The sequence below is a fragment of the Methyloversatilis universalis EHg5 genome (genome assembly GCF_000378945.1).
Classification (GTDB): domain Bacteria; phylum Pseudomonadota; class Gammaproteobacteria; order Burkholderiales; family Rhodocyclaceae; genus Methyloversatilis; species Methyloversatilis universalis_A.
On sequence record NZ_KB900539.1, the window covers coordinates 1940001 to 1965833 of the forward strand.

Here is a 25833-nt window from a genome sequence, read left to right on the forward strand (position 1 = left end):
CGTTCAGGCTGACGGCGGGGCCGCCTGTTCCACCCGGTTGCGGCCCTTGTGCTTGGCTTCGTACAGCGCCTGGTCGGCCAGCCGGAACAGGGTGTCCGGCGTGTCATGTTTGTCTGGCACCCGAGTGGCCACGCCCATGCTCGCGGTCAATACGCCCAGCGGCGAGCGCCGGTGGGGGCGGGCCTCTGCCTGCAGCGCGGCGCACACCGCATGGGCAAGCGCCGCAGCGTCGGTGCCGGAGGTGATGAAGGCGAACTCCTCGCCGCCATAGCGCGCCACCAGATCGCCGGCGCGGCGCACATGTTCGCTCATCAACTGGGCCACCCGGCGCAGGCATTCGTCGCCGGCCTGATGACCGTAGTGGTCGTTGTAGGCCTTGAAGTAATCGACGTCGAGCAGGCCCAGTGACAGCGGCTCGCCGTTGCGCTGCGCGCGTGCCCACTCGCGCGCCAGCGCTTCATCGAAGCGGCGGCGGTTGGCGATGCCGGTCAGGCTGTCGGTGGTGCTCAGTTCGGCCAGCAGCCGGTTCGACGCCTCCAGCTCGCGGGTGCGCTCGCGCACCTTGTCCTCAAGCTCGCACGCCAGCGCACGCTGCTCGCCCAGCAGAATGGCCAGCCCCATGCCTATCGTGCTCAGCGTCAGGATGTACTCCTGCGTGCGCAATATGGTTTCGTGCGACGACGCGTCGCCGAACGGATGGTGGCCGGTGGTGACCGACCAGGCCGAGCCCAGCGAAATCAGCGCGATCGCCAGCGCGGTGCAGCGCAGCGAACAGCGCGCTGCAATGTAAAGAAGCGGAATCAGCAGCAACTGCGGCGTCATCGCCACATGCGGGCGCAGATCGCCGCCATCGCCCTGGGTGAAGATGAAGGTGGCCGCAGCCAGGGTGACGACCATCATGGCCGCACCGCGCGGCCAGTCGACAGCCGTGCGCTCGGCCGGGCGCAGCAGCGACAGCAGCAGTGGTGTGTAGATCAGCAGCCCAAGGCCGTCGCCGAACCACCACAGAAGCACCAGCGTTGCGTAGGGCGGGCGCACGCCATCCAGCGTGCACAGCACCAGGCCGGCCAGCAGCGAAGCGCTCAGCGCGCCGATCAGCGGACCGGCCAGCAGGAAGCGGCCGAAATCCTGTATCCGCTCAAGCTCGGGCGACGCCGCCAGCCGGCGCATGACCAGCCAGGCCAGCGTCACCTCGCCCAGATTGCACAGACTGAGCAGCACCGCCTGCTGCACCGGGAACACCGGCAGGTTGGCATACACGTCCGACGCAAAGGTGAGCGCGGCCATCGCCACGCCGCGCTGGCCGCGCCAGTGCAGCAGCGCAGCCAGCAGCACCGCGTTCGGCAGCCACACCACCACCTCGTTCTCCGGCGACATGGCGAGCGAAAAGGTGAGCTTCACGCTGGCGAAATGCAGCAGCGGCAGAAGCAGCAGCACCCACCAGGCAGGCGGTGCGGGCAGTTTGTCGGGCAGGGCTCGGGTCACGTGATAAGCGGCAGGTCGGGTCACACCGGGCGAGCCAGCATGCCCGAAGCGCCGCAATAAGCGTAGGCGGCGCGACAAAACGTAACCGGGTGGGCTTGCAAGCGGCAGGCGAGCGTGAAAAGTGCCGCATTATCAGGCATGAAGCTGCCGTTGCCGGCGTTTCTCGACCACGTCTGCTTCGCGATGGTCGGTTCGGGTATGGCCATTTGGTTCGCCGGCCCGCCGGCCGAGCCGCGCGTCAGCGCGGTCAAGCGCTGCGGTTTGGCGCTGCGGCATCGTGCTGCGCTACGAATGGAACAGCGAACCGCTGCAGAACTTCGAAGCCTGGCGGGTCGATCGTTTGAGTTGAGGCTGCGGCCCGTTAGGGCCGTCAGCCTCCAACGAATTATTAGGTGCCGTGCTGATTACTTGCCTGCTCATAGGTGTCATAGCATTTCTTATCATTCTTGAAGAGACGCATGCTTCCCTTCGTGCCTCTGTCGGTCCAGTAGTGACCTTGCAGTTCGTAAACAGGCGTCCCGTGAATTTCTAGTGCGAATGATCCATGATGCATTTCACTACGAACACCCTGAAGTTCAATTTTTGGCTCGTTGCGATAAACCCCAACTAACTTATAGAGCTCGTCATCTTCTTGTGGCTCGATGCTATGAGCAATCAGGACAGATCTAGACTCTTTGGTCATTAGCCGAAAACTAAGTGATGTGAGCGACTGCCGTATAACGGCATAGGCCTTAATGGGGAGAATCGGCTGCCCTGTCTCTGGATTGACCCAACTACTTAACAACTCCACCTCCCAAGTTCCCCTCAAATCTGGACGCTTTACATACCATCCTCGCAGCCAGGGCTGAGCCCAAAGACATTTATTGAATACCGTAATGATGATAGATATTGCACCAACAACCAAGCCAAAAGGCTTTAGAAAATCCGCCGACAGAACAGGCATCCCTTGCACCCACAAGGCAACCAGCCAAACAAGAATTGTTAGCCCAATAAATGAGGAAATATGAAGTCTAGTTGGCATTATTTATACCCTATGTAGTTCCATGCATCATTGAGAAATTGATGCGCCGTTGCTCTTGTCCATGGCTGTGAGCCCCGAAACAAATATTTCAACTCACTGACCTCTCCCCATTCAGAGCATTTCTTATCATCCATTGTGTCATTGAAGAGATTTGCCAGGACTTCTCTAACGACAGACTTGTAACTCGAATAGCCAAAGGCGGAATTTGGCGCATTGAATGCCAAACATTCAGTGAGGAAGCTGGGTGTATTTTTTGCCGACGTGACCCCTGCGTCAGCCATCTCGTTAGAGAGCGTCTTGAGGATTCTTACTACTCGCTTATACGTTCTGGATGTTTCGTTGTTTTTCTGAACACCATTCTCATAGTGTTGCTCTGGCCAGTTTCGTATTCGTGCTGGATTAAAATCATCTGGAATCATTTCTACTCCAGATAGATAATTTGAGACCGATGTATATCTACGATGTTCGAAGAATGCTGCAACATCCGCCTCCACCCTGTAAGTATTTGCCTTGATGTCAAAAGCCTTTTTCCCTCGCGTTACTGCCGGGCGACCAAATTTCGACACTAGCGCTTCTTCAAGCTCGTTCTTAAAGGTTTGATATGTGTATGTGGCTGGAACAAAACTCTCGGAGAGATTCGCCTTAATATTGTCGTCTGGATACTCAGGAAAGTAGGTGTCAAAGCACAATACGCCAATATCTACGTCACTATTTCTCCTGACATTGACGCGATTTCTATATGAGCCCTGCGTGAATACGCGAATGTCTCTGTTCTTGAGTTTCTCACTTGCCGAAATTGCAGCCCGTATCTGGCGCTCGGCATTTTCCGAACGCTCTTGCTCCGTAGCGCTTGGCCCCTGCGCCCATGTGCTGAAAACAGATTCCCAATCCCTGCTCATCTTCTGCTCTCCGTTCTACTAAACTTTCCCGGCACCTAACGACGCTGTAGAAATACCCCATCTCGGGGCAAGCGGTTGCTGCCGGTCTGGGCCGGTTCGAAGTCGTTCATCGTCATTTCAGTCTTTCGATCTTCGTTTCCTGACCTCAGCCCTTGTCAGTGACCGGCGCGATGCCGCCGTCGTGGCATGCCCACGAGCTTACCTAATTTGCGTATCCGTGGTGCCTGAGCTTTTCGATGTTATGCAACAGGCAGTACAGCTTCCATTGCCCATCCACTTTTGTACGCCCGCGCAGGGTGATGCGGGCGAGCCGCTTGTTGTGCCGCAGGTTGCCGAACACCGGCTCTAAGGTGGCGAAGCGGGCGGCGCTCACCCGCGAATCGATGAAACTGCTGCTCGACGCGATCCGTCTGCTCGAAGCACGCATCGCGCGACTGGAACAGGAACTGTCTCAGCTCGCGCGGCAGAGCGCAGCCTGCACCCGGCGGCTCACCATTCCCGGCATCGGGCTGCTAACTGCCACCGCGATGGTCGCGGCCACCGGCGGCTCGGTCAGTCACTTCAGGGATGCCCGCCACTTCGCGAGCTGGTTCGGGCTCTCGCACGGCGCGCGCGCCTGCCTCAGAGCCGCCACGCTCGCCGCCAGGGCCGACCACCTGGACGCGCTACGCCAGTGGGCGGTGAATATCCAGGCGCGTACCCACCCGCGTGCGCGCTGGCCAACAGGCTCGCACGCATCTGCTACAGCGTGCTGCGCGATGCCACCGCCTACGGAGAACCGCAACCCCGGCTGGCAAGAAAGGCCAACCGGGCTTCGTTCACCACGGCCGCCTGAGCAGAGTCACCACCTCCCGCCACCGCTTGCCACGAGACAGATCGCCCGTTCTGGCCAACCGGGTCACCCCCTCGGGGACGAACGCCGATAACTCTTCCGGCAACCGAACGCGTACCGCTTGTATCGACTGGCGCGCCCCGCGCAGATTCCATGTCGGCACGGGTCACTCAGAACCAATTACGGATGCCGGACGTACGGCTGCAAGTGATCTATCCGGAGAAACCAGGCCAACGATCGGGCTGGATTTTGGTGGCAGTCCATATAGGAGGGGTTAGGCATCGCGCTAGTTTGCATTTAGACCATGCTTCCTTGTGAGCAGGACATCTTTCCAATGAGATTCACGCTGCAATACCTCACTGGAGCTTGCATGCGTGTCTGCGATCTCTAGGATGCTGTAGCGAAGATTGCGGGCGTGATCGCTCCCCAGATCTTCCATCATCTGCTTTATTTCAACGTTGCCGCCATGACCTGTAGATGAGTAAGCGCACCACCGGTTCCAGATGCCACCTTGGCCCGTGGCGCTGCCGACGTATTTCTTTCCGGTTTCTGAATCCGTAATGAGATAGACGCCAGCAACCGAAGACAGCGCACTTCGCCACTCTGGCAGTTGCTCTCGTACGATTAGATCGAGTTGATTTTTCGTGAGGTGAACCAACTTAAAGCCAGGAAACTGTGCAATTGTGAGACGGGAAGGACGAAGCTCCGTTACTCGAAGTGAGTCTGCCCATTGCTCTGCATTTAGGTAGGCTTGCCTGCTAGGGCGCTTGAAGTGAACGATCAGTCGACCGTTGAGCTCCTTGCACTCGTCTTTTTCAACAAGTGGATAGTGAAACGTATCGTCCTCGCGAGATACGACGGGACCAGAACTGTGAACGCCCGCGAATAGCCATGAGTTGGATGGTCGAAGTGCGATCAAAGAGATTACGAATTTGCGTTCGAAGTTTCTTCGGGTCTGATGTCGTTGCCATTTGTTGAAGGCACCGCTGAGATAGACATCCAGTGGGTCCTCGACTCCGTTATGAGTTGCTAGGTGGATCTTGCACTCCGTGGCGACCAGCTCGCCCATTTGAAGACTCAGGATAGGCAGCAGAAGCATGTTCGCGACGCCAAAAGAAGCTTTAGAAATACTCTGTTCCGGGGCAAATGGTTGTGACCAGCCTTGGCCGGTCCGAAGTCGTTCGTCTTCATTTCAGCGCTGCGCTCTTCGTTTCATCATCGTCTCCTGACTTCAGACGTTGCCAGTGAACGATCCTGTGCTGTCGTCGTGGCCTGCCCGCGAGCTTACCTAATTTGCGTAGCCGTGGCGCCCGAGCTTTTCGATGTTGTGCACAAGTCAGTACAGATTTGATTGCCGACAGCGATATATCCTAGCTGGCACCCAACTGTTTGCATAATCCCTGAGCAAGTGCCGTATCAAACATATTGGTTTCCATTGTCCCGTGAGCTTGTATTATTGCGCCATTTCTTATAATAAATGCGTACGGTCGGCGACCGACGTATCCCCCGTAAGAATTTTTTGCATTTATCCAGAGGCATACTCCCCAGCCGTACTCCTTTGACGAAACAATCGATCCATTTTGCCAGACTTTTCTAGGGTCTGCGCGGTACTCAATAATTGCTGATGCTGGGTCTTTTAGCCTTGTATTGAGGTACTGTTGGACTATCTCCCTGTGGTTGTCAGGATAGGGGCCATGGTCCAGAGATGTCAGTTCCTCGGGCGAAAAGGAAGCGCAGCCAGAAGTGAGAATGAAAAAAACATAAAAATACAGCGATTTTTCCTCATGTTCTTTCACTATTTTGTTTTAATTGAAATGGTGTGTCGGTATGGGTGGCTAGGCAATATTTGGAAAACAGTTTCTTCGGATAAGACGGTTGCCATTTTGAAAAAATCGAATGCTAGGCTTTTTTATTGAACCGCACTCCGTTCGATTGGACGGTTTTTTACGTTAAAAAACGCAAAAAACCGGAGATGCGCCCAGCAAGCAGCCGCGCAGAGTAGCTCACGAGAAGAGTGTCCTTTCCCGCATCAGCCTTTTGGCCGATCGGGCGACGCGGGTGAGATCGGTTCGAGCGCCATCCGCCGCGCAAAAGAAAAAGGGCCTGTCTCCTGACAGGCCCTTTCCGTTTCTGCGATGCGCCCTTGCGGGCGTAGCCGTCAGCCGCAACTCCCCACCGCCCCGCAGGCGGTGCAGAAATCGCACCCATCCTTCCGTATCACCGACTGGTTGCCGCACTCGTTGCACAGCGCGCCCTGCATCAGCTTGGGTTCGTCGTCGCCGCGCGGGGCTTCGAGGATGCCCATTTCGCGGGTGGGGTAGCCGTCCTCGTCGAGGATGCCCAGCATGGCGTAGCGGTGAATGATGAGGCGGGCGACGTAGGCGACGGTCGAGGGCCAGTTCTGCTGGCGGCGGGTGCCGGGCACGAAGGCCATGAAGTCGCCCAGCGGTTCCGGGTAGCTGATGAGCTTGCGCAGCTTCATGCCTATCCAGGCCGGGTCCATCACGCGCATGTCGAGTGCGAGGATGCGGGTGAGGCCGTCGAGCGCGCGCGGGTAGTTGCCGGACAGCCACACCGAGTAGGGCCGGGTTTCGCCGCCGGGCAGGGTGATTTCCTTCAGGCCGAGCACGAAGTCTTCGCTGGTGGCCGGATTGCTGATGTCCACCGTCCAGCTCAGCGTGCCGTCGGTGCCGGTCTTGGGCTCCTGCACCGCGAACAGGGTGTCGAGCACCGGCGTCGGCGCTTCGCGCTCGAGCGCGCCCAGCTTGTCGCAGCGGTAGCGGATGACGTTGGCGAAGGCGGCGACCACGCCGGGCATGCGGCGGTGTTCGCCGGTCGGCGGCATCGGCAGATCGAAGCTGGCGTCGCCGACGGTCTTGGCGAGCACGTCGAGCTTGAGCTTGAGCCAGCCCGGGTCGTTGGCGCGCATGTCCATCGACAGCGTTTTGGCGACAGCGCCCAGGCCGCGCGGCTGGTTGGCGCCATTGACCCACACTTCGAACGGCAGCGGCTGGATGCGGCCGTCCGGGCCTTCGTTTTCGGTGTGGCCGACGAACAGCGCGAATTCGCCGCCCGGCGTTTTCAGCATATAGGTCCAGCTCGGGTTGCCGTCGCTCATGTCCGGCCGGCCGGGCCAGCGCAGGCTGGCCAGCACCGGCGCCGGTAGCGCGCCGATGGACAGGCGCTGGTTGGCGCCGACCGCCGACAGTTCAACGTCGTGCGGCTGCTTCTTCTCTTCGGTCTTCGGCGTGTCGACCGACAGCACGCTGCCGAGCACGCTGTTCGGGCGGTAGGTGGCCAGGCCCTTGAGACCGGCCTTCCACGCGGCGAGGTAGAGATCCTCGAAGTCGGCGTAGGGGTAGTCGGCCGGCACGTTCACCGTCTTGGAGATCGAGGTGTCGATGTAGGGCGCGACCGCGGCCACCATGTCCTTGTGGGCGGCGGCGGAAATTTCCAGCGCGGTGACGAACCAGGACGGCAGCTTTTCGGTGTCGCCGCCCAGGTGCTTGTACAGGCGCCAGGCGTAGTCCTCGACCGCGTATTCCTTGAAGGTGCCGTCGGCCATGCGCTTCTTGCGCGTGTAGGTCCAGGAGAAGGGCGGTTCGATGCCGTTGCTGGCGTTGTCGGCGAAGGCCAGCGAAATGGTGCCGGTGGGCGCGATCGACAGCAGGTGCGAGTTGCGCAGGCCGTGCTTGCGGATCTGCTCCTTCACCTCGGCCGGCAGGCGCGACGCGAAGTTGCCGCCCGACAGATACAGGTCGGCGTTGAACAGCGGGAAGCTGCCGCGCTCTCTGGCCAGATCGACCGAGGCGAGGTAGGCGGCGTCGCGCATGACTTCGGAAATGCGCGAGGCCATGAGCCGCGCTTCCTGCGAGTCATAGCGCTGGCGCAGCATGATGAGGGTGTCGCCCAGGCCGGTGAAGCCGAGGCCGACGCGGCGCTTGGCCATCGCTTCGTCATGCTGCTGCTTGAGCGGCCAGTGGGTCACGTCGAGCACGTTGTCCAGCATGCGGATGGCGATCGCCACCACTTCGCGGAAACCGTCGAAATCGAATTCGGCCGCTTCCGAGAAGGGCTTCTTCACGAAGCGCACCAGATTGATCGAGCCCAGATCGCAGCAGCCGTAGGGCGGCAGCGGCTGTTCGGCGCAGGGGTTGGTCGCCTCGATGCGCTCGCAGTAATACAGGTTGTTGTCGCGGTTGATGCGGTCGAGGAACAGGATGCCCGGCTCGGCGTGGTCGTAGGTCGAGCGCATGATCTGGTCCCACAGATCGCGGGCGCGCGGCTTGGCGTACACCCACAGGCCGTCCTCGCGCTGGTAGGCGCCGGCCGCCTTCAGGTCGGACGCCGGTTCGGCCTTGTGCACCAGGTCGACCGTGGTGTCGCCCTCGACCGCCTTCATGAACACGTCGGTCACGCCGACCGACACGTTGAAGTTGGTCAGGTCGCCGCCGTCCTTGGCGTGGATGAACTGTTCGATGTCCGGATGATCGCAGCGCAGCACGCCCATCTGGGCGCCGCGGCGGCTGCCGGCGGATTCCACCGTTTCGCACGAGCGGTCGAACACGCGCATGTAGCTGACCGGGCCGGAGGCGCGCGACTGCGTGCCGCGCACGCGGGCGCCGACCGGACGGATGCTGGAGAAGTCGTAACCGACGCCGCCACCGCGGCGCATGGTTTCGGCGGCCTGGGCGAGCGCGGTGTAGATGCCCGGGCGCTCGTCCTCGATTTCGGTGATCGAGTCACCGACCGGCTGCACGAAGCAGTTGATCAGCGTGGCGGTGAGATTGGTGCCGGCGGCCGAACTGATGCGGCCGGCGGGCACGAAGCCGCGATCCTGCGCCTCCAGGAATTTTGCTTCCCAGTGTGCGCGGCGGTCTTCGGATTCGGCCTGGGCGAGTGCCTTGGCCACCCGGCGGCGCACTTCGGCCACCGAGGTTTCGCCGCCCTTGGCGTACTTCTCAACCAGTACCTCGCCGGAAATTTCCTGGTCCGGCAGGCAGGCGATTTTTTCCTCTTCGGTCAGCGGGACAAGATCGATCTGTTGCATGTTTGGGCTCCTCCCTGACGTGAATCGGCAGGATTCTAGGCAGGTCCGAACCAGTGTGACAGCCTTGACATGCGGGCGTTCCGGCGGTCGCCCGCGCCGCTGCTGGCATTGGCCGCGATCATGACGGCGGGCCGGGCGATTGCGGTGCAGCATGCCGGTGGAACAGGCGCCGGGCGGGCGCTGCGCGGTTCTGCACAAAGTCTCCCGGCCACTGTGCTGCACAGCGGAAAGTGACGCCGAGCGGCCGGCTCTGTCATGATGCCGGCACGCCGCCGGAGGTCATGCGCGGCGAACGCCTTTCTCCCCGAGCCTGCCATGCATCCCCTGTCACGACTGTTCTCGCACGCGCGCAACTACCGGCGCGAGGTGCGCATCGCTTCCCTCTATTCGGTCCTGAACAAGTTCTTCGACGTGCTGCCCGAAGTGCTGATCGGTGTCGCGGTCGACGTGGTGGTGAACCAGAAAGCCAGCTTTCTCGCGCGCTTCGGCATCATCGAGCCGAAGGACCAGCTCATGCTGCTGGCGCTCATCACGGTATTCGTGTGGGTGGGCGAATCGCTGTTCCAGTACCTGTACGACGTGCGCTGGCGCGACCTCGCGCAGAACCTGCAGCACGACCTGCGCATGGAGGCCTACCGCCACGTGCAGAAGCTGGACATGGCCTATTTCGAGCGCAACCGCAGCGGCAATCTGCTGGCGGTGCTGAACGAGGACATCAACCAGATGGAGCGCTTCCTGAACGGCGGCGCCAACGATCTGATCCAGGTGTTCGTCGGTTCGCTGATGGTGGGCGGCGTGTTCTTCGTGCTCACGCACGAACTGGCCTTCCTCGCGCTGGTGCCGGTGCCGCTCATCCTGTACGGCGCCTTCTGGTTCCAGCGCCGGCTGGCGCCGCGCTACGGCGCGGTGCGCGAAGCGGCCGGCGCGCTGGCCGCGCGGCTGAACAACAACATTCAGGGCATCGCCACGGTGAAGGCCTACGCCGCCGAGGACTACGAAGCGGGCCACATCGAACAGGGCTCGGACGACTACCGCGCGCGCAACGGCGAGGCGATCCGGCTGTCGGCAGCGATCACGCCGGTCATCCGCATGGCCATCCTGGCCGGCTTCACGGTGACCCTGCTGTACGGCGGCTTCATGGCGCTGAACGGCGACATCGGCGTCGGCAGCTATTCGGTGCTGGTGTATCTGACCCAGCGCCTGCTGTGGCCGCTGACCCGGCTGGCCGACCTGACCGACCTCTACCAGCGCTCGATGTCGTCGATCGAGCGGGTGATGAACCTGCTGCAGACGCCGGTGAACATCCGCTACGACGGCCGTGCGCTGCCGAAGGCCGAGGTGCGTGGCGAGCTGGCGTTCGAAGGCATCACCTTCGCCTACGAAGGCACGTCGCGGCCGGCGCTGGACGGCGTGGACCTGCGCATCGGCGCCGGCTGCAGCGCGGCTTTCGTCGGCAGCACCGGCGGTGGCAAGAGCACGCTGATCAAGCTGCTGCTGCGCTTCTACGAGCCGCAGCAGGGCAGGGTGACGCTCGACGGCCTGCCGGTGAATGAACTGAACCTGCAGGACCTGCGGCGCGCCATCGGCTATGTCGCGCAGGACACCTTTCTCGCCGACGCCTCGGTGGCGCAGAACATCGCCTACGGCATGCCGGACGCCACCCGCGAGGCGGTGATCGAGGCGGCGAAGTCGGCCGAGGCGCACGACTTCATCGTTGCACTTCCCCAGGGCTACGACACGCCGGTGGGCGAGCGCGGCCTGCGCCTGTCCGGCGGCCAGCGGCAGCGGCTGGCGCTGGCCCGCGCGATACTTAAGAACCCGCCGATCCTGGTGCTGGACGAAGCCACCTCGGCGGTGGACAACGAAACCGAAGCCGCCATCCAGCGCTCGCTGGACCGTCTGGTGGTCGGCCGCACCACGCTCATCGTGGCGCACCGGCTGTCCACCGTGCGTCACGCCGACACCATTCACGTGATCGACGGCGGCCGCATTGCCGAATCCGGCACCCACGACGAACTGCTGACGCTCGACGGCCTGTACGCCTCGCTGTGGCGGCTGCAGACCGGCGAACGCAGGGGGCGCTGAACAGGGTTTTGCGCGCTTCGGCGAAGGCAGTGGATTCCTTATCAACCGGCGCTTCATAAGCATCGCTGAAACGATTGGTTCGCACCGGCACCGCACCGATTCAGCATGCGCTCCCGAACGGCCCCACCCCCGGCGGCCGGCCATCAGACAGGGAGCAGCACATGAATCGGATCAAGGGCGCCCGCCGCGGCTGGCTGCGTAACGCCGCGCTGGCGGTACTGAGCGCAGGCCTACTGGCCAGCGGCACGGCGAACGCGCAGTCGGCGCCGAAGGAAGTGCGCATCGGCTTTCAGAAATACGGCACGCTGGTCATCCTGAAGGCGCGCGGCACGCTGGAAAAGCGGCTGGCGGAGAAGGGCATCGAGGTGAAGTGGACCGAATTCCCCTTCGGCCCGCCGCTGCTTGAAGCGATCAATCTGGGCAGTCTGGACGTAGGCACCGTGGGCGAAGCGCCGCCCATTTTCGCGCAGGCCGCCGGTGCCGATCTGGTCTACATCGGCTATGAACCGGCCGCGCCTGCGGCCGAGGCGCTGCTGGTGCCGAAGGATTCGCCGCTGCGCAGCGTGGCCGAACTGAAGGGCAAACGGGTGGCGGTGGCCAAGGGTTCGAATGCCAACTACCTGCTGGTGAAACTGCTGGAGAACGCCGGCCTCAAGTACGGCGATGTCGAGGTGTCCTACCTCGCGCCGGCCGACGCGCGCGCCGCGTTCGAAAGCGGCCGGGTGGCCGCCTGGTCGATCTGGGACCCGTTCTACGCCAGCGCCGAAAAGCAGCTCGGCGCCCGCGTGCTGGCCGACGGCAAGGGCGCGGTGGCCAACCACCAGTACTACCTGGCGTCGCGCGCCTTCGCGGAAAAGCACCCGGACATCGTGACCATCCTGATCGAGGAAATCGACCGGGTGGACCAGTGGGGCGCGCAGAACCCGAAGGAGGTGGCGAAATTCATCGCGCCGCTGATCGGCGTGGATCTGCCGATCGCCGAAACCGCCGCTGGCCGCCTGGGCTATGGCATCAAGCCGGTCACGCCGGCGGTGATCGCCGCCCAGCAGTCGATTGCCGACAGGTTCTTCGAACTGAAGCTGGTGCCGAAACAGATCCGGGTGAGCGACGCGCTGCCGCGCGAGGTGCGCAGGTAAGGCGGTGTCTGCCGCCGCCTGCATCGATGCCGGGCGGCGGCACTCGCTTCAGCGGGCCTGCTGCAACTGAGCCAGCACTTCTTCAGTGGTCCACAGCGCGTTCGCGATGAAGCGGAAATTGATCAGCGCAGCCAGATAGCCGTCGCCCTCGGGTACCGACGGGCCGGCGGTGGCGTCGCGCACCACGCCCACCTCGAAGCCCTGTTCCAGCAGTTCGCGCAGGTGCGATTCCACGCACAGATTGGCAGCCATGCCGGCCAGAATGATCTGCGACACGCCCCGCTTGCGCAGTTGCAGCGCGAGATCGTTGCTTTCCGGACCGTAGATTTTGTGCGGCGACGCAATGATGGTCCGGCCATCCAGGATGTAGGGCTTGAACGCAGGCAGGAAGTCCGCGCCCGAGTTCTCGAAGCCTTCGAGCGTGAGTGGTCCGGCGCGATCGAACATCCGGATGTTGTGCATCACCTGTTCCAGCGGGCCGCCGAACTGCCAGGCGTGATCGCAGGGGTAGTAGTAATGCGGCGATACCGCCACCGTGATGTCGGCCTGCTTTGCCGCGGCGAACAGCTGGCCGAGGTGCTTCACGGTATCCAGTTCGGTGATGCTCCGGCCGAACACCGGCCAACTCACGCCTTCCGGGCTGAGAAAGTCGATCTGGGGGTCGATCACCACCAGCGCAACGCGGTCGAGCCGGATCTTCATCGCGGGGCGAGGCAGTGCGGGGTCGAGCGGGTCGGCATAGCGGTCGCTGATCGATGCAGTCCGGCCGGGTACGGGGTTCATGGCGTTCTCCTGGGAAACCGGGCGGACGGGGTGCCGGCCCGGAAGAAAGCCATGCTAGAGGCAGGCGAATACGCGCTTTTCTCCCACAGTCCCGGAGCTTTGGCCTATCGTCCCGCCATGGACACGCTTTCCGAATTCTTCGCGCGGATAAGACTGCGGGGACGGCTGTTTTTCGCCGGTACCGTTCAGCGCACACTGCAGCTGGACAAGCCGCCGGGCATGGCCTTCATCCATGTTGCGCCAATCGGTGGCATCGAACTGGTCCAGCCGGACCTGCCGCGCATCGCTATCGATGCGCCGAGCGTGCTGTTCTGTCCCAGCTCCTGCCGCTATGACATACGCCCGAGCTTGCCGGCCGGCAGCGAGCTGATATGCGCGTCCTTCCTGTTCGCCCGCGAAAGCGCACCGCGTCTCGATCTCGGGCTGACTGAAACGCTCATTTTCCCGATCGCCGAACTCGCGTCGGCGCAAGCGGTGGTGCAGACACTGACAGGCGAATTCAGGCACGCGTCTCCGGGTAGCGCACGTGCGCTGGAACTGCTGTTCGAGTACCTGCTCGTGCTGCTGGTGCGCAGAGCGGTGTCCGACGGGGCGATTTCGACCGGTCTGCTGCATGCGATGACGGATCCGAAACTGGGTCGGGTGCTTCAGGCGATGCACGAGGCGCCGGAACAGGAGTGGAGTGTGGACGCACTGGCCGCCCAGGCTGGCATGTCGCGCTCGCGCTTTGCGGCGCATTTTAGCGGGGTGCTGGGCGTGTCGCCCATCCAGTACCTCACCGCGTGGCGCATGAAGCATGCGCAGGATCTGTTGTGCGAGGGCGTGCCGATCAAGGTGGTCGCGGCCGAGGTCGGCTATAGCTCGCAGGCGGCGTTCTCCCGCATTTTCCAGACGGTCGTCGGGCAACCGCCGGGCGAATGGCTCAAAGCATGCGGCCCGGTGGTCGGCACCGCCTTCGATTCCCGTCCGTGACCGAAATCAGCATTTGACGGGCTTACCGCCGGGCCGGTAGGGAAGCGTCGCCTGAGGCCAGCTGTCGCAGCGTTCGGTGCGGGCGCAGCCCAGTACCTCATTCAGACGTCGCCCGTCACCCAGCATGCGGAACAGGCCGGGCGCGGCCCAGGGCGCGTGGCCGTCGATGTTCGGTGCGCCACGACCGGCCAGAAGATCGTCCAGCCACAGGGTGCGGGTTTCGAACGAAATGCGGGTGAGGCCGGTGTGGTTGCCGACGCCGGTGTGGGCGTGGGCACCGGAAAAGGCGATCAGCGTGCCCGGTGGCACGAGCACCGGCTGTGCCTCGGCCGCATCGACCGCTTCCTGTAGATGCGGAATCGCCTCGTCGGCGCCGACCGCGGTGCGTCCGCCGGCGGCCGAGCGCTCGAGCAGCGCACGCATGTCGAAGGTGGTGCTGCTGTTCTTCAGCGGGCGCGACCACAGCGCCGGGTAGAGCGCCATCGTGCGGCCGGCGCTGACCGGGTAGATCGGCGCCCACCAGTTGGTCTGCGCGTACAGATTGGAGCCCCAGGTGTCGCGGTGGAAGGCGACGGTGGCGGTGCTGGCGTGGCGGGCGCACACGCTGTCCGGCGCGCGGTGCGGCTGGAAGCGCAGGTGCAGCCGGTCACAGGCGATGCGCGCCGGGTCCACGCCCAGCGATTCCAGCAGCGTGCGCCAGATGCGCCGGGTGTCGGCCGAGGCGGTGAAGGCGCGCTGCAGCGCAGTCAGCGTGTCGATCTGCTGCGCCGGCGTCAGGTGCTCGTGCAGCCGCTGCGGGTCGTGCGGCCGCAGCGCCTCCTCCACCAGCCCGCGCGCATGCGCCACCAGGTCTGCCATCGCCGCGTTGCCGGCGATCTCGACGATGTCGCCGCGGTAGATGCGGTCGTGGAAGTCGCGCGCGGACGAGGGCGGCGGAAGGGTGTCGGGCATGGAAGTGGGCAGAAGCGAGGGCAGAGGCAAGGGCAGCGGCGAGGGCACTCGGCGGTGACTATATCCGCTGCCTTTCCGGCCGGGCGCGGCCGCGCCGGTCATGCATCCATTCCGGTCCGGAGTGCTGCGCATCGCAAATCACTTGCAACGCTTTGCTTCGGAAAAATGCTTGGTTCCCTCCGGAGGGCGACATCCATAGCCTGCGCGGACTTGTCATAACAAGTTATTCGAAATGTCGAAAAGCAATCCCGCGCTGATGCTGTTGCCGGACGCGCCGTCGCCGCTGTATGCACGGCTGACCGAGCTGCTGCGGCTGCGCATCCTCGATGGCACCTATCCGCCGCACGGCCGCATGCCGTCCGAAAGCGAACTGTGCACGATGTTCGGCGTGAGCCGCATCACCGTGCGTCAGGCGCTGGGTGACCTGCAGAAAGCCGGCCTCATCTTCCGCATACACGGCAAGGGCACCTTCGTGTCGCGCCCGAAGGCCTTCCAGAACGTGACCGCGCTCGAAGGTTTCGGCGAAGCCATGTCGCGCATGGGCTACGAAATCATCAACCGGGTGGATCGCCTGCACGACCTGCCGGCCGACGCCCGGGTGGCGCAGAAGCTGGGTCTGGCCGAAGGCGACCCGGTGACCGAAATCCGCCGCGTGCGCCTGCTCAACCGCGAACCGGTGTCGCTGGAACTGACCTGGCTCCCAGCCGCGCTGGGCGAGCGCCTGAACCGGCATGAACTGGTCACGCGCGACATTTTCCTGATGCTGGAGAACGACTGCGGCGTGCCGCTGGGCCATGCCGACATCGCGATGGACGCGGTGCTGGCCGACGAGGACCTGATGCAGGCGCTACAGATCGAGGAGGGCGCGCCGGTGATGCACATCGAGCGCCTGACCCACGCCGCCGACGGCCGCCCGGTTGATTACGAACATCTGTATTTCCGCGGCGACGCCTTCCAGTACCGCTTCCGCGTCGATCGCGCACCGCGCAGGGAGGGCCGCGCATGAGTACCGCTGATACCCGCATCCACGAATACGACCTGGTGGTGGTCGGTGGTGGCACCGCCGGCCCGATGGCCGCGATCAAGGCCAAGGAGCGCAACCCGGCGCTGCGCGTGCTGCTGCTGGACAAGGCGCACGTGAAGCGCAGCGGCGCGATCTCGATGGGCATGGATGGCCTGAACAACGCGGTCATCCCGGGCCACGCGACGCCCGAGCAGTACACCAAGGAAATCACCATCGCCAACGACGGCATCGTCAATCAGGCGACCGTGTATGCCTACGCGAAGCACAGCTTCGCCACCATCGAACAGCTGGACCGCTGGGGCGTGCGCTTCGAGCGCGACGAGACCGGCGACTACGCGGTGAAGAAGGTGCACCACATGGGCGCCTACGTGCTGCCCATGCCGGAAGGGCACGACGTGAAGAAGGTGCTGTACCGCCAGCTCAAGCGCGCCCGCGTTGCCATCACCAACCGTATCGTCGCCACCCGGCTGCTGCAGGGCGACGACGGCGCCATCGCTGGCGTGATGGGTTTCGACTGCCGCACCGCGGAGTTCCACGTGATCCGCGCCAAGGCGGTGGTGCTGGCCTGCGGCGCGGCGGGCCGGCTGGGCCTGCCGGCCTCCGGCTATCTGATGGGCACTTACGAGAACCCCACCAATGCTGGCGATGGCTACGCGATGGCGTATCACGCCGGCGCCGAACTGGCCAATCTCGAGTGCTTTCAGATCAATCCGCTGATCAAGGACTACAACGGCCCGGCCTGCGCCTACGTGACCGGGCCGCTGGGCGGCTTCACCGCCAACAGCCGCGGCCAGCGCTTCATCGAGTGTGACTACTGGAGCGGCCAGATGATGTGGGAGTTCTGGCAGGAGCTGCAGGGCGGCAACGGCCCGGTGTTCCTGAAGCTCGACCATCTGGCCGAGGAAACCATACAGACCATCGAAACCATCCTGCACTCGAACGAGCGGCCCAGCCGCGGCGAGTTCCACGCCGGCCGCGGCACCGATTACCGGCGCGACATGGTCGAGATGCACATATCGGAAATCGGTTTCTGCAGCGGCCACAGCGCCTCCGGCGTGTGGGTGAACGAGCGCGCCGAAACATCGGTGCCCGGCCTGTATGCGGCCGGCGACATGGCGGCGGTGCCGCACAACTACATGCTGGGCGCTTTCACCTACGGCTGGTTCGCCGGCGACAACGCGGCCGACTACATCGCCGGCCGCACCTTTGCTGCAGTCGATGGCGCCCAGGTCGAGCGCGAACGGGCGCGCGTGCTCGCGCCGCTGCTGCGCGAGCAGGGGCTGGCGCCGGCCCAGGTCGAATACAAGCTGCGCCGCTTCGTGAATGACTATCTGCAGCCGCCCAAGGTCACCCGAAAGATGGACATCGCTCTGGACCGCTTCGACGGCATCCGCGACGACCTGGAGCAGCTGCACGCCACCAGCCCGCACGAACTGATGCGCGCAGCCGAAGTGTCGGTCATCCGCGACTGCGCCGAAATGGCGGCACGCGCCTCGCTGTTCCGCACCGAAAGCCGCTGGGGCCTCTACCACTACCGGGTCGATCACCCGCAGCGCAACGACGCCGACTGGTTCTGCCACGCCCATCTGAAAAAGGATGACGCCGGCCGCATGAGCAGTTTCAAGCGCGCGGTCGAGCCCTACATCGTGCCGATCGACAGCCAGGAGCGCACCGCGTACGACCGGCTGCGCGTCGCCGCCACGCCGCAGCCGGCGCTCGCCTGAGAGGACACACCATGACGTTCACCTTCCGCGAAACCACCCAGCGCAGTGCCGCACCGGTCACGGTCGATCACGACAAGTGTATTGCCGACAAGGGCTGCACCGTCTGCGTCGACGTGTGCCCGCTGGACCTGCTCGCCATCGACCCGGACACCGGCAAGGCCTACATGAAGTTCGACGAGTGCTGGTACTGCATGCCGTGCGCGAAGGACTGTCCGACCGGCGCCGTGCGGGTCGAGATTCCCTATCTGCTGCGCTGAATCGCGTCCGCCGGTGCCGGCCGGACGGTCCGGTCAGCGTTCATTCACATCACGATTGCAGGAGAAAAAACAGATGAAGATCACTTCGCTTCTCGCCGGCCTTGCGCTGGCATTCACGGCCGGCGCCGCGTCGGCCGCCGAAACCATACGCATCGCCATCGGCACTCAGGACACCACCATCAATTGCGCCACCGGCGGCCTGCTGGTGCGCGAACTGAAGCTGCTCGAAAAATACCTGCCGCGCGATGGCCGGTACAAGGACGTGCAGTACGACATCCAGTGGCGCAACTTCACGTCGGGCGCGCCGCTCACCAATGAAATGGTGGCCGACAAGCTGGACTTCGGCGCCATGGCCGACTTCCCGGGTTCGCTGAATGGCGCGGCCCACCTGAAGGCGGGCAAGAAGAGCATCTTCCTGTCGGTGCTGTCGGGCAGCACCATAGGCAGCGGCAATGGCATCGTCGTGCCGAGCAGCTCGGCGGTGCAGTCGGTCGCCGAACTGAAAGGCAAGCAGATTTCGGTGCCCTTCGCGTCGACCGCGCATGGCCTGCTGCTGCGCGCGCTGAACGCGCAGGGCTGGGACGTGGAACGCGACGTGACCATCGTCACCCAGGCGCCGGAAGTGGCCGGCAGCGCGCTGCAGGCGAACAAGATCGAGGCGCACGCCAACTTCGTGCCCTTCGCCGACCTGTTCCCCTACCGCGGCTTCGCTCGCAAGATCTATGACGGCGCGCAGTCGAACGCCGCCACCTTCCACGGTTCGCTGGTCAATGCCGACTACGCGAAGAAGTATCCGGAAATCGTGGTCGCCTATCTGCGCGCGAGCATCGAGGCGGACCGTCTGATCGCGGCCGAGCCGGAAAAGTACAGCGAACTGATCGCCAAGGTGACCGGCATCGAAGCCGAGGTGAACTATCTGTTCCACGGTCCGCTGGGCCTGCAGACGCGCGACCTGTCCTGGAAGCCGGAATACCGCCAGGCGCTGGCCACTTCGATCGACACGCTGCGCCTGCTCAAGCGTCACGACTCCGACCTGACCGCCGACACCTTCATCGACGACCAGTACGTGCGTGCCGCGTTCAAGGCCGCCGGTCTGGACTACGACGCCCAGCTGAAGAATTACGACAAGCTGGCGCTGAAGGCGAAGGATGCGCTGACCGGCAAGGCGATCGACGATCCGAAGCGCGTGGCACAGGTGTGGGTGCAGGGCGAGCCGCTGGTGCGTCATTACGCATCGCCGGAAAACGCTTTCGCCGACGTGAAGAAGATCGAGGCTGCCGGCAGGAAGGTGCGCGTGGTGTTCGCCCATGACCGCAATCTGGGCATCAAGCTGCTGGCGAATCAGGCCTGGTTCGCGACCGACGCGAAGGGCCAGATCAATGCCTTCCTGCTGAAGGACGCCGCGACCGCGTGGGCACAGGCCAACAAGGGCAAGGTGCTGGATTTCGCGGCGGTGCGCGGGCAGACCGCCACGCTGGCTTCGGCACAGTAAGCGGAGGGCGGCCGACCATGTCTCTGCCTGACACGCTGGCCGCCGGGCTGGCGGGCCCGGCGGCACCGGTGTCCGGTCAGCCGCGGCGCCTGCCGCGCTGGCCGGCCGGGCGGCTGACGGCTTTCGCCCTGGGCGCGCTGTCGCTGCTGGCCAGCCTGCTGCTCTGGCATGCGCTGGCGACTTCGCGCGCTCACCTGGGCTTCATCACCTTCGCCCACGTGCCACCGCCGTCCGAAGTGCTGGAGGCCGGCATCGAACTGCTGAGCTCGCCCAAGCTGTCGCTGCACGTCGGCCACAGCCTCGCGCGCATCGGCGCCGGCTATCTGTCGGCGGCACTGGCCGGTGTCGGACTGGGGCTGCTGATCGGGCGCTTCCGCTGGGCGGCGCGCGCGCTGCTGCCGCCGCTGGAAGTGCTGCGCCCGATACCGGCGGTGGCCTGGATTCCGCTTGCCATCCTGATGTTTCCGTCGACCGAGGTGTCGATGATGTTCATCACCTTCACCGGTGCGATCTTTCCCATCCTGCTGAACACCATACACGGCGTCGAGGCGGTCGATCCGCGGCTGGTGGCGTCGGCGCGCAGCCTGGGTACGCGCGGTCCGCGGCTGTTCGCCGAGGTCATCCTGCCGTCGGCCGCACCCGGCATCTTTACCGGGCTGTCCATCGGCATGGGGACCTGCTGGTTCTGCCTGGTGTCGGCGGAAATGATTTCCGGCCAGTTCGGCATCGGCTACTACACCTGGGAGTCCTACACCTTGCAGAACTACGCCGGCATCGTCGTGGGCATGCTGTTCATCGGCGCCTTCGGCATGGCCAGCAGCGCGCTGGTGCGCTGGCTGGGTCATTTCGCCACGCCCTGGTACCGGCTGCAGGAGAAGAAGGCATGACCACGGTCGTCCATCTGCGCGGCCGGGTCGACATCCAGCATCTGGACATCGAGTTCGGTCAGGGCACCTCGCGCTTCAAGGCGGTCAGCGACGTGTCGCTGGCCGCCAGCACCGGCGAATTCATCTGCCTGCTCGGCCCTTCGGGCTGCGGCAAATCGACGGTGCTGGGCGCGCTGGCCGGTCACATCGTGCCGAGCGCCGGGCGCCTGCTGCTCGATGGCGAGGCCATCAACGGCCCGCATCCGGACCGCGGTCTGGTGTTCCAGCAGCACACGCTGTTCCCGTGGAAGAGCGTGCTCGACAACGTGGCCTTCGGCCTGAAGATGCAGGGCGTGCCGGGCCCGGAGCGCACCTGGCGCGCGCGTGAGCTGATCGAGCTGGTCGGCCTGAAGGGCTTCGAGCGTCACTATCCGTCGCAACTGTCGGGCGGCATGCAGCAGCGGGTCGAAATCGCGCGCGTGCTGATCAACCAGCCGCGGGTGCTGCTGATGGACGAGCCCTTCGGCGCGCTCGACGCGCAGACCCGGCTGAAGATGCAGCAACTGCTGCTCGACGTATGGGCGCGCATCCGCACCACGGTGCTGTTCGTCACCCACGACATCGACGAGGCGCTGTTCCTGGCCGACCGCATCCTGGTCATGAGTGCGCGGCCGGGCCGCATCATCGACGACATCCGGGTGCCATTCGACCGCCCGCGCGATGCCCGGCTCACCACCACGCATTCCTTCAACACGCTGAAGCGGCGCTGCCTCGAACTGCTGCACCCGGACAGCGGCCAGCCCACGCTGGACCGCCTGTCACCGCTGGGCGACGCCACGGCCACGCTGCCGGCGCTGTCCATGTCCGATACCCGATTCGCGATCTGAACCGAATTTCATGAGCTTCGAACTGCTGCAGGACACACTGAACGACGACGACATTGCCGAACTGGCGCAGCGTCTGGACCACCCGGACGAAGCGGTGCGCCGCATCGCAGTGCTGGATCTGGCCGAACAGGAAGATCCGGCGCTGCTGCCGCTGATTGCCCGTGCGCTGGCCGGCGATGCCTCGCCCACCGTGCGCCGCGAGGCGGCCGAACGGCTGGGCGGCTGGGAAGACGATGCGGTGGTGGCCGCGCTGTGCGACGCGCTGGATGACGACGCGACCGAGGTGCGCACGGCCGCCGCGCAGACGCTGTCCGGCCTGAAGACGGGCGAGGCGGCTGAGGTGCTGCTGGCGCGTCTGACCCACCCGGCGCCCTTCGTGCGCAGTGCGGTGCTGCGCGCGCTGCGCGAGCTGCGTCTGCCACAGGCGGCCACGCCCGCACTGACGTTGACCCGAGATGCCGACGCCATCGTGCGGCGCGAGGCGGTCGGCGTGCTGGGCTGGTTGCGATTGGACCATGCGCTGCCCCGGCTGGCCGAACTGGCCGAGCGGGATCCGGATGCCGGCGTGCGCCGTGCGGCGGTCGGCGCCCTGGGCGTCGAAGGCGCGGCGGCCGGCGCGCTGCTGGCGGCGCTGCGCGACAGTGCCTGGCAGGTGCGCGAAGAGGCGGCCATCACGCTGGGCAAGCTGCGCGTGGCCGAGGCGGTCGATGCGCTGGATGCGGCTTTGCGCGACGAATACTGGCAGGTGCGCCTGCAGGCTGCGCGTGCGCTCGGCCGGCTAAAGGCGGTCGGGGCGCTGCCCGGTCTGGCCGCGCTGATCACGCATCCGATCAGCAATCTGCGCAAGGAAGTGGTGCTGGCACTGGGCGAACTGCGGCACGCCGCCGCACGCCCGCTGCTGCAGCAGGCGCTGGCCGATGCCGACCCGGAAGTGCGCAAGGCGGCGCGCATCGCGCTCGCCCAGGTCGACGCCGCGAGCGCCTGATCGCGGCCTTCCGGCCGCGCTGCCTCAGCCGGCGTCAGCCAGCAGGTGGTTGACCGCGGTGGCCGCGTGCCGCCGCAGTTCAGGTATCGCGGTGGCTTCCCAGAATTGGGCACGCAGCAGCGGGCCGACGTAGTAGAGACCCTCCACCGGCTGGCCGCCAGCATCCAGCGCGCGACAGTGCGGATCGACCATCAGGCCGAGTTTCAACGCGTCCTGGGTGAGCAGCCCGCCGGTGATCAGGCGGTGCAGCAGTGGCGCGCGCTGGGCGTCGATGCGGTGGCCGGGGCCGGTGCAGTTCACGATGCGGTCGACTTCGAGTGCCTGCGGACCGCGGCGGGCGTCGTCCCAGCGCGCGGTCAGGCCGGTGTTGCCGGCCGATACCGCGCGCAGGCGGCCGGCGCGCACGGTGAGGCGGCCGTCTTCCAGCATTGCGTTCATCGCGTTGAAAGGTTCGGGTGCGGCGCGGTGGCGCAGCACCTCCCAGTGCGGGCGCAGGTGACGCATGAAGCGACGCTTTTCGGTGTCGTCCAGGCTTTGCCAGAGCGCCGGTGTGATCGCGCGCAGCGAGCCGATCACGTCGCGCCAGTCTATGCAGGCTTTTTCGGCCTGGGCGACCGCCGCGCGCAATTGCCGCAGCAGCCGGCGGGCGCTGCGCGCGGCGAGCAGCGCGTCGCGGTCAAGCGGGATGGTGGCGGGCGGCGCGTCCTGCGCGCGGTGCGAACGCGGCAGCAGGCCGCGCCGTGACAGCGCGGTGATCGGTCCGCGGTGGCCGCGGCGCTTCAGGTCGACCACCACGTCCAGCATGGTGAGCCCGCTGCCCAGGATGAGCACGCGCTCGTCGCCGTCGATGCGCTCCAGCGCGCCGGGCGACCACGGATCGTTGATGTAGGCCGGGCCCATGTCCTCCAGCGCCGGCAGCGGTGCGACCGGACTGAGGTGGCCCATGGCCAGGATGACCGCATCGGCCGGCAGCGTGCTGCCATCGGCCAGCGTCAGCGCGAAGCCGCCTTCCGGGCGACGGTCGATGGCATCGACCCGCGCGGTGACGATGCGCAGCCGGTTCGCGTGACCGGCCGCAGCCGAGCGCAGCCGGCTTTCCAGATATTCGCCGTACAGCATGCGCGGCACGAAGGCGCTCGCGCGGTAGCGGTGGCCGCTGTCTTCGAGGTAGCGGACGAAATCGCCTTCCTGCGCCGGCTCCATGCCGAGACGGCCGGCCGGTACGTTCAGCAGGTGCAGTGGCGAACGGGTGCCGTAGGCCAGCCCGCGGGCGATCGGCCCGGACGCGTTGATCAGGTGGATCTGCCAGTCATTGCTGGCGTGATCGCCGCAGCGGGCAAGCAGCTGACAGGCGCAGGCGGTGCCGCTGAAACCGGCACCGATGATGACGAGCGTGCGCACGCGGACCCCTTTCGGCTGGACGGCCGGTACGCGGGCGCGCACCGGATGACCGGCCGACTATAGCGTCCGTCGGCTGCCGCTTCCGTGACGGCGGCCGGTGGCGAGGGTCGTGCGCCGTGACGCAGTTCCGCCTGCGGCGGAGATGCCGTTTTCAGGCGGCAAGCTGGGCCAGTGCGTTGCGCACCTGCGAGCGGCTGCGTGCGGCGTAGATGACCGGCAGCCCGTTTGCGCTCGCCAGCTTGCGCACGCGGGCCGCCATGCCGTGATTGACGTGGTCGATCAGCAGCACGATACCGCGCAGGTCACGCGGCAGCGGCTGGTGGTGATCGGCGGCACGGCGGCCGCTCCAGTGGTGCAGGCGGTCGACGCCGGCTTCACGCGCCGAATCCGCGAACTGGTTGGGGTGGTCTCCGCCGACGACGAGGATGGCCATCTAATGCACTCCGGATTGCGATGACATGACCTTACGGGCCGCCCGCAGCCGGGGGAACTGAATTGTTCTGCGCTGCTTCTTCTGCACAGCTTTGCCGGCTGACGCATATGCCCAGCGGCCGGGTGAACGAAAAAAGGCCCGGTCGGAACCGGGCCCTGTCATGCCTGTGCTGCGCTTACTTCGGCTGCGGCGTCAGGCGCAGGTAGGGGCGCACCGCCTTGTAGCCGGCCGGGAAGCGGCGGGCGATCTCGTCCGGGTCCTGCAGCGACGGCACGATGACCACGTCGTCGCCGTGCTTCCAGTTGCCGGGCGTGGCGACCGAGTGCTTGTCGGTCAGCTGCAGCGAATCGATCACGCGCAGCACTTCGTCGAAGTTGCGGCCGGTGCTGGCCGGGTAGGTGATGATGAGGCGCACCTTCTTGTTCGGATCGATGATGAACAGCGAGCGCACGGTGAGCGTGGCGTTGGCGTTCGGATGGATCATGTCGTACAGCTCGCTCACCTTGCGGTCGCCGTCGGCGATGATCGGGAAGTTCACCGTGGTGTTCTGGGTTTCGTTGATGTCGGCGATCCACTTGTGGTGCGAATCCACCGGATCCACCGACAGCGCGATGGCCTTCACGCCGCGCTTGTCGAATTCACCCTTCAGCTTGGCGGTCAGGCCCAGTTCGGTGGTGCACACCGGCGTGAAGTCGGCCGGGTGCGAGAACAGCACGCCCCAGCTGGCGCCCAGCCACTCGTGGAAACGGATGCGGCCGGCGCTGGAGTCCTGTTCGAAATCGGGGGCGATGTCGCCGAGTCGGATGGTCATGGTTCTGTCCTCCTGATGGTTTGTAAGGGCGCGGGCAGGGCTGCTGCCGCACGCGTCGCGCGTCGGGCCGTCAGAGCGTCGCGCGCGACTGGCGGCGCAGCTTTGCCAGCCAGCCGTGCCGGCGGGGCGCCGGCTCGGTGTCTTCCGCCAGCGAACCGAGCGGAAGGTCACGCTGTGCATGATGCATCAATCTGAACAGCCGCAGGCATTGCGGCCAGGGCCCGGCGTGCAGCGCCGGATCGATGTCGCCCAGCGCGCTGCTCAGCACCAGCCGGCTGCCCCAGCGCTCGGCCCACTGGCTGGCGCTGATCAGCCGCAGATCGGGATCGCGGTCGTGCGCCACCAGCAGCGTGGTGAAGCCGGGCGGCACCTGCGGCAGCAGGCCGGATACCGACGGATGGCGCGGGCGACCATCTTCGCCTTCGCTCAGCAGGCCGTCGGCGCTGTAGCGTTCCGGATCGGCCGGCGCCACCAGCAGCGCGCCGGCCACCCGGTCGGTGCGGTCGCAGGCGGCGAGCAGGGCGGCCAGGCAGCCGAAACCGTGCGCGACGATCCAGACCGGGCCGGCGGCCTTGTCGATCGCCCGCTTGACCCGGCCGGCCCAGTGCGCGAGCACCGGTTCGTCCCAGTCGTCCTGTTCGACCCGCTGGCTGCCGGCCAGTTCGTGTTCCAGCCATGACAGCCAGTGTTCCGGCGGCGCGCCGTGCAGGTCGGGAACGATCAATACGGTGGAGCTCAT

23 protein-coding genes and 1 pseudogene are annotated in these 25833 nt (G+C 65.1%); 11 read left to right on the plus strand and 13 right to left on the minus strand.

The window, feature by feature from the left end; all coding sequences use genetic code 11:
- Positions 1-3 precede the first annotated feature (3 nt).
- From METUNV2_RS0109070 to METUNV2_RS20120, 5 genes and pseudogenes are all read right to left on the minus strand, one after another.
- On the minus strand, positions 4-1485 hold the full coding sequence (locus METUNV2_RS0109070) for a GGDEF domain-containing protein (protein ID WP_232415648.1): 1482 nt from the start codon (positions 1483-1485) through the stop codon (positions 4-6).
- A gap of 20 nt (positions 1486-1505) precedes the next feature.
- On the minus strand, positions 1506-1691 hold the full coding sequence (locus METUNV2_RS19835; protein ID WP_198288850.1) for a hypothetical protein: 186 nt from the start codon (positions 1689-1691) through the stop codon (positions 1506-1508).
- A 182-nt stretch (positions 1692-1873) separates the two neighbouring features.
- Positions 1874-2506, minus strand: coding sequence for a hypothetical protein (locus tag METUNV2_RS19575; RefSeq protein WP_081618523.1), 633 nt, complete (start codon positions 2504-2506; stop codon positions 1874-1876).
- Positions 2506-3405: a nucleotidyltransferase domain-containing protein gene (locus METUNV2_RS19580; protein WP_081618524.1), complete on the minus strand. Its 900-nt coding sequence runs from the start codon at positions 3403-3405 to the stop codon at positions 2506-2508. Before METUNV2_RS19580 ends, METUNV2_RS19575 begins: the two co-directional genes overlap by 1 nt.
- Before the next feature lie 202 nt (positions 3406-3607).
- A pseudogene (locus METUNV2_RS20120) lies at positions 3608-3781 on the minus strand (transposase); the annotation flags it as partial.
- Positions 3782-3788: 7 nt separating this feature from the next.
- On the opposite strand from METUNV2_RS20120, the gene METUNV2_RS19035 reads away from it, so the two are divergent.
- Positions 3789-4331: a transposase gene (locus METUNV2_RS19035; RefSeq protein WP_232415649.1), complete on the plus strand. Its 543-nt coding sequence runs from the start codon at positions 3789-3791 to the stop codon at positions 4329-4331.
- A gap of 192 nt (positions 4332-4523) precedes the next feature.
- Here METUNV2_RS19035 and METUNV2_RS19590 read toward each other — a convergent pair whose 3' ends face one another.
- Together METUNV2_RS19590 and METUNV2_RS0109080 are read right to left on the minus strand one after the other, a co-directional pair.
- Positions 4524-5306 carry a GIY-YIG nuclease family protein gene (locus METUNV2_RS19590; RefSeq protein WP_198288852.1) on the minus strand — a complete coding sequence of 261 codons (783 nt, stop codon included), beginning with the start codon at positions 5304-5306 and terminating at the stop codon, positions 4524-4526.
- Between the two features lie 1089 nt (positions 5307-6395).
- Positions 6396-9287 (minus strand): adenosylcobalamin-dependent ribonucleoside-diphosphate reductase, encoded by a 2892-nt coding sequence (locus METUNV2_RS0109080; protein WP_018229156.1) that lies wholly within the window; start codon positions 9285-9287, stop codon positions 6396-6398.
- A gap of 315 nt (positions 9288-9602) precedes the next feature.
- Between METUNV2_RS0109080 and METUNV2_RS0109085 the strand changes: the two genes are divergently transcribed.
- Entirely contained in the window at positions 9603-11372 is a 1770-nt protein-coding gene (locus METUNV2_RS0109085; RefSeq protein WP_018229157.1) for an ABC transporter ATP-binding protein, read from the plus strand.
- Between the two features lie 161 nt (positions 11373-11533).
- A complete protein-coding gene (locus tag METUNV2_RS0109090) occupies positions 11534-12508 on the plus strand; it encodes a sulfonate ABC transporter substrate-binding protein (RefSeq protein WP_018229158.1) in 975 nt (324 codons plus the stop codon).
- A gap of 48 nt (positions 12509-12556) precedes the next feature.
- Here METUNV2_RS0109090 and METUNV2_RS0109095 read toward each other — a convergent pair whose 3' ends face one another.
- The gene (locus tag METUNV2_RS0109095) at positions 12557-13291 is read right to left on the minus strand and encodes a cysteine hydrolase family protein (RefSeq protein ID WP_018229159.1); all 735 of its coding nucleotides are present in this window, start codon (positions 13289-13291) and stop codon (positions 12557-12559) included.
- 51 nt (positions 13292-13342) lie between these two features.
- Between METUNV2_RS0109095 and METUNV2_RS0109100 the strand changes: the two genes are divergently transcribed.
- On the plus strand, positions 13343-14263 hold the full coding sequence (locus METUNV2_RS0109100; protein WP_198288853.1) for a helix-turn-helix transcriptional regulator: 921 nt from the start codon (positions 13343-13345) through the stop codon (positions 14261-14263).
- A gap of 6 nt (positions 14264-14269) precedes the next feature.
- Here the strand turns inward: METUNV2_RS0109100 and METUNV2_RS0109105 are convergent, their stop codons facing one another.
- Positions 14270-15214, minus strand: a complete 945-nt coding sequence (locus METUNV2_RS0109105; protein ID WP_018229161.1) for a hypothetical protein — start codon at positions 15212-15214, stop codon at positions 14270-14272.
- A 232-nt stretch (positions 15215-15446) separates the two neighbouring features.
- Here METUNV2_RS0109105 and METUNV2_RS0109110 point away from each other — a divergent pair, with 232 nt between their 5' ends.
- The 7 genes from METUNV2_RS0109110 (at position 15447) to METUNV2_RS0109140 (ending at position 22449) form a co-directional block, all read left to right on the plus strand.
- The gene (locus tag METUNV2_RS0109110; protein ID WP_018229162.1) at positions 15447-16220 is read left to right on the plus strand and encodes a GntR family transcriptional regulator; all 774 of its coding nucleotides are present in this window, start codon (positions 15447-15449) and stop codon (positions 16218-16220) included.
- Positions 16217-17962, plus strand: a complete 1746-nt coding sequence (locus tag METUNV2_RS0109115; protein ID WP_018229163.1) for a fumarate reductase/succinate dehydrogenase flavoprotein subunit — start codon at positions 16217-16219, stop codon at positions 17960-17962. Before METUNV2_RS0109110 ends, METUNV2_RS0109115 begins: the two co-directional genes overlap by 4 nt.
- An 11-nt stretch (positions 17963-17973) precedes the next feature.
- Positions 17974-18219 (plus strand): 4Fe-4S dicluster domain-containing protein, encoded by a 246-nt coding sequence (locus METUNV2_RS0109120; protein ID WP_008059591.1) that lies wholly within the window; start codon positions 17974-17976, stop codon positions 18217-18219.
- Between the two features lie 73 nt (positions 18220-18292).
- Positions 18293-19711: an ABC transporter substrate-binding protein gene (locus METUNV2_RS0109125; RefSeq protein WP_018229164.1), complete on the plus strand. Its 1419-nt coding sequence runs from the start codon at positions 18293-18295 to the stop codon at positions 19709-19711.
- Positions 19712-19728: 17 nt separating this feature from the next.
- Positions 19729-20598, plus strand: a complete 870-nt coding sequence (locus METUNV2_RS0109130; protein WP_008059594.1) for an ABC transporter permease — start codon at positions 19729-19731, stop codon at positions 20596-20598.
- Complete coding sequence (locus METUNV2_RS0109135) at positions 20595-21464, plus strand: ABC transporter ATP-binding protein (RefSeq protein ID WP_018229165.1); 870 nt, start codon at positions 20595-20597, stop codon at positions 21462-21464. The genes METUNV2_RS0109130 and METUNV2_RS0109135 overlap by 4 nt, the downstream gene beginning before the upstream one ends.
- A 10-nt stretch (positions 21465-21474) precedes the next feature.
- A complete protein-coding gene (locus tag METUNV2_RS0109140; protein WP_018229166.1) occupies positions 21475-22449 on the plus strand; it encodes a HEAT repeat domain-containing protein in 975 nt (324 codons plus the stop codon).
- A gap of 24 nt (positions 22450-22473) precedes the next feature.
- Here the strand turns inward: METUNV2_RS0109140 and METUNV2_RS0109145 are convergent, their stop codons facing one another.
- The 4 genes from METUNV2_RS0109145 to METUNV2_RS0109160 form a co-directional block, all read right to left on the minus strand.
- On the minus strand, positions 22474-23850 hold the full coding sequence (locus METUNV2_RS0109145; RefSeq protein ID WP_026188019.1) for an FAD/NAD(P)-binding protein: 1377 nt from the start codon (positions 23848-23850) through the stop codon (positions 22474-22476).
- Positions 23851-24001: 151 nt separating this feature from the next.
- Positions 24002-24283: a DUF2325 domain-containing protein gene (locus METUNV2_RS0109150; protein ID WP_008059598.1), complete on the minus strand. Its 282-nt coding sequence runs from the start codon at positions 24281-24283 to the stop codon at positions 24002-24004.
- A 175-nt stretch (positions 24284-24458) separates the two neighbouring features.
- Positions 24459-25094, minus strand: coding sequence for a peroxiredoxin (locus METUNV2_RS0109155; RefSeq protein WP_018229168.1), 636 nt, complete (start codon positions 25092-25094; stop codon positions 24459-24461).
- A gap of 70 nt (positions 25095-25164) precedes the next feature.
- Positions 25165-25833 carry an RBBP9/YdeN family alpha/beta hydrolase gene (locus METUNV2_RS0109160; RefSeq protein ID WP_026188020.1) on the minus strand — a complete coding sequence of 223 codons (669 nt, stop codon included), beginning with the start codon at positions 25831-25833 and terminating at the stop codon, positions 25165-25167.

Bases quoted from the DNA above. Each gene is read 5' to 3' on its own strand.
- METUNV2_RS0109085 (WP_018229157.1), top strand. From the start codon at position 9,603: ATGCATCCCCTGTCACGACTGTTCTCGCACGCGCGCAACTACCGGCGC.
- METUNV2_RS19035 (WP_232415649.1), top strand. From the start codon at position 3,789: ATGAAACTGCTGCTCGACGCGATCCGTCTGCTCGAAGCACGCATCGCG.
- METUNV2_RS0109095 (WP_018229159.1), bottom strand. From the start codon at position 13,291: ATGAACCCCGTACCCGGCCGGACTGCATCGATCAGCGACCGCTATGCC.
- METUNV2_RS0109090 (WP_018229158.1), top strand. From the start codon at position 11,534: ATGAATCGGATCAAGGGCGCCCGCCGCGGCTGGCTGCGTAACGCCGCG.
- METUNV2_RS19575 (WP_081618523.1), bottom strand. From the start codon at position 2,506: ATGCCAACTAGACTTCATATTTCCTCATTTATTGGGCTAACAATTCTT.
- METUNV2_RS0109120 (WP_008059591.1), top strand. From the start codon at position 17,974: ATGACGTTCACCTTCCGCGAAACCACCCAGCGCAGTGCCGCACCGGTC.
- METUNV2_RS0109150 (WP_008059598.1), bottom strand. From the start codon at position 24,283: ATGGCCATCCTCGTCGTCGGCGGAGACCACCCCAACCAGTTCGCGGAT.
- METUNV2_RS0109135 (WP_018229165.1), top strand. From the start codon at position 20,595: ATGACCACGGTCGTCCATCTGCGCGGCCGGGTCGACATCCAGCATCTG.
- METUNV2_RS0109100 (WP_198288853.1), top strand. From the start codon at position 13,343: ATGCTAGAGGCAGGCGAATACGCGCTTTTCTCCCACAGTCCCGGAGCT.
- METUNV2_RS0109125 (WP_018229164.1), top strand. From the start codon at position 18,293: ATGAAGATCACTTCGCTTCTCGCCGGCCTTGCGCTGGCATTCACGGCC.
- METUNV2_RS19580 (WP_081618524.1), bottom strand. From the start codon at position 3,405: ATGAGCAGGGATTGGGAATCTGTTTTCAGCACATGGGCGCAGGGGCCA.
- METUNV2_RS0109110 (WP_018229162.1), top strand. From the start codon at position 15,447: ATGTCGAAAAGCAATCCCGCGCTGATGCTGTTGCCGGACGCGCCGTCG.
- METUNV2_RS0109155 (WP_018229168.1), bottom strand. From the start codon at position 25,094: ATGACCATCCGACTCGGCGACATCGCCCCCGATTTCGAACAGGACTCC.
- METUNV2_RS0109105 (WP_018229161.1), bottom strand. From the start codon at position 15,214: ATGCCCGACACCCTTCCGCCGCCCTCGTCCGCGCGCGACTTCCACGAC.
- METUNV2_RS0109130 (WP_008059594.1), top strand. From the start codon at position 19,729: ATGTCTCTGCCTGACACGCTGGCCGCCGGGCTGGCGGGCCCGGCGGCA.
- METUNV2_RS0109115 (WP_018229163.1), top strand. From the start codon at position 16,217: ATGAGTACCGCTGATACCCGCATCCACGAATACGACCTGGTGGTGGTC.
- METUNV2_RS0109140 (WP_018229166.1), top strand. From the start codon at position 21,475: ATGAGCTTCGAACTGCTGCAGGACACACTGAACGACGACGACATTGCC.
- METUNV2_RS0109080 (WP_018229156.1), bottom strand. From the start codon at position 9,287: ATGCAACAGATCGATCTTGTCCCGCTGACCGAAGAGGAAAAAATCGCC.
- METUNV2_RS19835 (WP_198288850.1), bottom strand. From the start codon at position 1,691: ATGGCCATACCCGAACCGACCATCGCGAAGCAGACGTGGTCGAGAAAC.
- METUNV2_RS0109160 (WP_026188020.1), bottom strand. From the start codon at position 25,833: ATGAGCTCCACCGTATTGATCGTTCCCGACCTGCACGGCGCGCCGCCG.
- METUNV2_RS19590 (WP_198288852.1), bottom strand. From the start codon at position 5,306: ATGGGCGAGCTGGTCGCCACGGAGTGCAAGATCCACCTAGCAACTCAT.